Here is a 4980-nt window from a genome sequence, read left to right as displayed (position 1 = left end):
CCCTGGCGCGAGGGCGGGCGGCTCTGCATCGCGCCGGGCGAGGCCACGCCGCTGCGCCCCGCCCAGGCGCAATCCCTGGTCATCGCCCTGACCGAGCTGGCCGGCAACGCGGCGCGGCATGGCGCGCTGTCGGCCGGCGGGCGGGTCAGCCTGCGCTGGGGCCGCCCGGCGGAGGGGCTGCTCTGCCTGTGCTGGCGCGAGCAGGGCGGGCCGCGCCTGGCCGGGCCACCGCCGCATCGCGGCTTCGGCCTGCGCTTCCTCGAGCGCGGCCTGGCGCGCGACCTCGGCCCCGGCGCGCAGGTGCGGATGGAGTTCAGCGCGGAGGGGCTGCGCTGCGAGATCCGCTTCCCCGCCCCCGCCAGCCGCGACCAGACCGAGGCATCGCCGCGCGCGGCGTGAGGAGTGGCGCCTACCCCCCGGCTTCCTCGCGCAGCATCTCCAGCTCCAGCCAGCGTTCCTCGGCCTCGGCCAGGCCGGTCTCGGCCTTCACCAGCAGCTCGGTCGCCTTGTCGAAGCGGGCGCGGTCGCGCGCATAGAGCCCCGGATCGGCCAGGATTTCTTTCAGTTTGCCGATCTCGGCCTCCAGCTTGCGCATGCGCGCCGGCAGCGTCTCCAGCTCATGCTGGTCCTTGAACGACATCTTCTTCCGGGTCGCCGCCGTCGGCGCGGCGGCGGCAGGCTTCGACTCCGCAGGCTTGGCGGCGGGGGCAGGCTGGGCGTCGGCGCGGGCCCGCACGCCATGGCCGCGCTGCGCCACCATGTCGGAATAGCCGCCGGCATAGTCCTGCCAGCGCCCCTCCCCCTCCCAGGCGATGACATTGGTCGCCACCCGGTCGAGGAAGTCGCGGTCATGGCTGACCACGATGACCGTGCCGGAATACTCGGCGATCTGCTCCTGCAGCAGGTCGAGCGTCTCCAGGTCGAGATCGTTGGTCGGCTCGTCCAGCACCAGCAGGTTGGAGGGCATGGCGAAGGCGCGGGCCAGCAGCAGGCGCCCCCGCTCGCCGCCCGACAGGGCCGAGACCGGGCTGCGCGCCTGCTCCGGCAGGAACAGGAAGTCCTTCATGTAGCCGATGACGTGGCGCGGCTGGCCATTCACCCAGACCTGGTCGCCGCGCTTGCCGGTCAGCGTCTCGGCCACCGTCAGGGCGGGGTCCAGCGCCTCGCGCCGCTGGTCCAGCGTGATCATCTGCAAATTGGTGCCGAGCTTCACCGCGCCCGCATCGGGGGCGAGCACCCCGGTCAGCATCGACAGCAGCGTGGTCTTGCCGGCGCCATTGGGGCCGACGATGCCGACCCGGTCGCCGCGCAAGATGCGGGTGGAGAAATCCCGCACGATCGGCCGCTCGCCATAGACCTTGCAGATATCCTCGGCGGCGATGACCAGGGAGCCGGAGCCCTCGCCCTCGGCCACCGCCATCTTCACCCCCCCCTGGGCGGCGCGGCGCTCGCGGCGCTGCTGGCGCAGCCCGGCCAGCTCCGCCACGCGGCGGACATTGCGCTTGCGCCGGGCGGTGACGCCGTAGCGCATCCAGTCCTCTTCGCGGGCGATCTGCCGGTCGAGCTTGTGGGCCTCCTTTTCTTCCAGCTCCAGCACCTCGTCGCGCCAGGTCTCGAAGTGGGAGAAACCGCGCGCCAGGCGGCGGGTGATGCCGCGGTCCAGCCAGACCATCTCGCGCGTCATGCTCTCCAGGAAGCGGCGGTCATGGCTGATCAGCACCAAAGCGGAGCGCATGGCGCCCACCTCCTGCTCCAGCCATTCGATGGCCGGCAGGTCCAGGTGGTTGGTGGGCTCGTCCAGCAGCAGGATGTCGGGGCTGGGGGCCAGGGCGCGCGCCAGCGCCGCCCGCCGCCCCTCGCCGCCCGAGAGGTTCCGCGGCAGTTCCTCGCCGCTCAGGCCGAGCTGCTCCAGCAGGTAGTGCGCGCGATATTCATCGTCGCCCGGGGCGAGGCCCGCCTGCACATAGGCCAGCACGTTCGGATAGGCGGAGAGGTCCGGCTCCTGCTCCAGGTAGCGCAGCGTGGCGCCGGGCTGGAGGAAGCGGCTGCCGCCATCCGCCTGGGCCAGCCCCGCCGCGATCTTCAGCAGGGTCGACTTGCCCGAGCCGTTGCGGCCGATCAGCGCCAGCCTTTCCCCCGGCGCGACCGAGAGGGTGGCGCCGGAGAGCAGCGGCGTGGTGCCGAAGCCCAGGCGGATGTCCTGGAGGAGCAGAAGCGGAGGTGCGGCCATGACAGGCTGCGTGATGGCCCGGCCGGCTTCCGTCAAGCACAGAAAGCCGGGGGGCTGGCCCCGCCGGCCCCGCCACGCTACCTGACGGGGAAAGGAAGAAGGGGAACGGGCCTTGGACGAGGTGGATTGCATCGTGGTGGGCGCCGGCGTGGTCGGGCTCGCGGTGGCCCGCGCCCTGGCGCTGGCCGGGCGCGAGGTGCTGGTGCTGGAAGCCGCCGAGGGCATCGGCACCGAGACCTCCTCGCGCAACAGCGAGGTGATCCATGCCGGCATCTACTACCCCAAGGGCAGCCTGATGGCGCGGCTCTGCGTCGAGGGCAAGCACCGCCTCTACGAGTACTGCGCTGGCCAGGGCGTGCCGCATGCCCGCTGCGGCAAGCTGATCGTGGCGACCGACGCGGCGGAGGCCGAGAAGCTCGCCTCCATCCAGGCCCGCGCCGCCGCCAATGGCGTGCCCGACCTCACCCTGCTCTCCGCCGCCGAGGCGCAGGCGCTGGAGCCGGCGCTGTCCTGCACCGCGGCGCTGCTCTCCCCCTCCACCGGCATCATCGACAGCCATGCCTACATGCTGGCGCTGCAGGGCGATGCGGAGAATGCCGGGGCGCTCTTCGCCTTCCACAGCCCGGTGGCGCGCGGCCGGCTGCGGCCCGGGGGCGGCGCCGAGCTGGAGGTGGGGGGCGCCGAGCCGATGGCGCTGCGCTGCCGCCTGCTGGTCAATGCCGCGGGGCTGCACGCGCAGCACCTGGCCGCGGCGCTGGAGGGCATGCCGGCCACCCATGTGCCGCCCACCTACTACGCCAAGGGCAACTACTTCACCCTGGCCGGGCGCTCCCCCTTCTCGCGGCTGATCTATCCGGTGCCGGTGCCAGGGGGGCTGGGGACGCATCTGACCATCGATCTCGGCGGCCAGGCGCGCTTCGGCCCCGATGTGGAATGGGTGGAGCGCATCGACTACGAGGTCGATCCGCGCCGTGGCGACAGCTTCTACGCCGCCATCCGCCGCTACTGGCCCGGCCTGCCGGAGGGCGCGCTGCAGCCCGGCTATTCCGGCATCCGCCCGAAGATCGTGCCGCCCGGCCAGGCGGCGCAGGATTTCCTGGTGCAGGGGCCGGCGGTGCATGGCCAGGCCGGGCTGATCAACCTGTTCGGCATCGAGAGCCCCGGCCTCACCGCCTCGCTTGCCATCGCGGCCCATGTGGCCGAACTGGCCGGCGTTCCGGCACCGGCCTGAATCGCCATCGCGGCGCCGGATCGGCTAGAGAGGGTGCGGCCCGCCTGCGGCGCCCCCCTTTCCGGCCCACCCTGCCACCCGTCCTTCCAGGAGGCCCGATTGTCCGAAGCCGTGTCCGGCCTGCATGCCTTCGGCGCCTATGAGGCGGAGTTCCACAGCGGCCCGGACGCCAGCCACCTGGTCATCGCCGTCTCCGGCGCGCGGCCGGGCGGCGGGGCGGAGGGGTTCGACCTGCGCGGCCTGCTGCCGCGCCCGGGCGGCGCGGCGGTGTTCCTGCGCGACCGGCTGCGCAGCTGGTACAATGCGGAGGAAGGCTGGGCGGCGCTGCTGGACTGGCTGCGCGGCCTCCTCGCCGCGCGCCCCTATGAGCGGGTGGCGCTGATCGGCGCCGGCATGGGGGGCTATGGCGCGCTGCTGCTGGCCGAGGCGCTGCCGCAGGCGCTGGTGGTCGCCCTCTCCCCCTCGATCGGGGTGGACACCGCGCGCTTCGGCCGCGGCGTGGCGCGGCCGCTGGACTGGATCGACGCCGCCCCCGCCCTGCCCCGGCCCGAGGCGCGGCTGGCGGGCGACCCGCAGCGCTACCTGCTGCTGTTCGGCGACCAGGATGTGCTCGACATCCAGAACGCCCGGCGGTTCCACGACCAGGGCTGGCGCAACCTCTACATCTGCGCCGACGCGCCGCACGGGCTGGTGGAGCATCTGCGCCGCCCCGGCCGGCTGGAGCGGCTGCTGGACCGGCTGGCGCGCGGCGAGCCCGCCTCGGCCCAGGCGGCGGCCACCGGCGCCTATCTGGCCTTCAGCCATTGCCCCGCCTTCCTGCTGCTGGAGGCGCGGCGCCTGCTCTATGCCGGGGAGATGGCGCAGGCCGATTTGCTGCTGGGCGATATCGAGCGCTCCACCGTGGCGCCGCTGCAGGCGCTGGGCACGCTGCGGCAGATGCGCGACGCGCTGGAGCGGGTCGACGCGGCGCGGCTGGAGCGCTTCCTGGCCGGGCCGCTGCAACAGGTGCGGCAGAAGCTCGCCGGGGGGTGGGAGGCGCATTACAGCAGCACGGAGGCGGTGCTGCTGGGCGCTGCCGCCTCGCTCGGCCCGCTGGCGCTGCTGCGGCTGCTGCACCCGGCGCGGCAGGGCGAGGAGAGCCTGACCCTGCGCTTCCGCGCCGACCCGCCGCCGGCCAGCAACCAGGGCGGCGCCCGCAAGCTGGCCGCCTACACGCCGGAGCCCGGCGGCCCGCAGCGCCTGCCGGTGGAGGAGCGGCCGGGCGGCGAATTGTCCGTCTCGGTGACGGCGCGCGACGGCGTGGCCGAGCTGCTGCTGCAACGCCGCTGCTTCCACTCGACCTTCGATGCCGAGCGCGGCGGGCGGCGGCAGATGTGGGCGATGCGCGTCACCCCGCCGGAGCTGTCCTGACCCGGAGCGGCGCATCAAAAAGGCCAGGCGGGGTGTCCCCGCCCGGCCTGCGTCCATCCGCCCCGGGGCGGCGGCTCAGCGCGCCGCCTCGGCCCGCTCGTCACGGTAG

3 protein-coding genes and 1 pseudogene are annotated in these 4980 nt (G+C 73.9%); 3 read left to right on the top strand and 1 reads right to left on the bottom strand.

Annotated features, from left to right (window positions below; all coding sequences use genetic code 11):
* A pseudogene (locus tag HMPREF0731_RS25345) lies at positions 1 to 399 on the top strand (hypothetical protein); the annotation flags it as partial.
* Positions 400 to 409: 10 nt separating this feature from the next.
* Here the strand turns inward: HMPREF0731_RS25345 and HMPREF0731_RS11040 are convergent.
* Entirely contained in the window at positions 410 to 2230 is a 1821-nt protein-coding gene (locus HMPREF0731_RS11040) for an ABC-F family ATP-binding cassette domain-containing protein (protein ID WP_007004204.1), read from the bottom strand.
* Between the two features lie 121 nt (positions 2231 to 2351).
* Between HMPREF0731_RS11040 and HMPREF0731_RS11035 the strand changes: the two genes are divergently transcribed.
* A complete protein-coding gene (locus HMPREF0731_RS11035) occupies positions 2352 to 3461 on the top strand; it encodes an NAD(P)/FAD-dependent oxidoreductase (protein WP_420493607.1) in 1110 nt (369 codons plus the stop codon).
* 99 nt (positions 3462 to 3560) lie between these two features.
* Positions 3561 to 4871 (top strand): alpha/beta fold hydrolase, encoded by a 1311-nt coding sequence (locus HMPREF0731_RS11030; protein WP_007004202.1) that lies wholly within the window; start codon positions 3561 to 3563, stop codon positions 4869 to 4871.
* Positions 4872 to 4980 lie beyond the last annotated feature (109 nt).

Origin of the sequence: Pseudoroseomonas cervicalis ATCC 49957, assembly GCF_000164635.1 — a bacterium.
Taxonomy (GTDB): domain Bacteria; phylum Pseudomonadota; class Alphaproteobacteria; order Acetobacterales; family Acetobacteraceae; genus Pseudoroseomonas; species Pseudoroseomonas cervicalis.
Note: the sequence above shows the minus strand (reverse complement) of the source record. Positions and strands in the feature narration are given on the sequence as shown.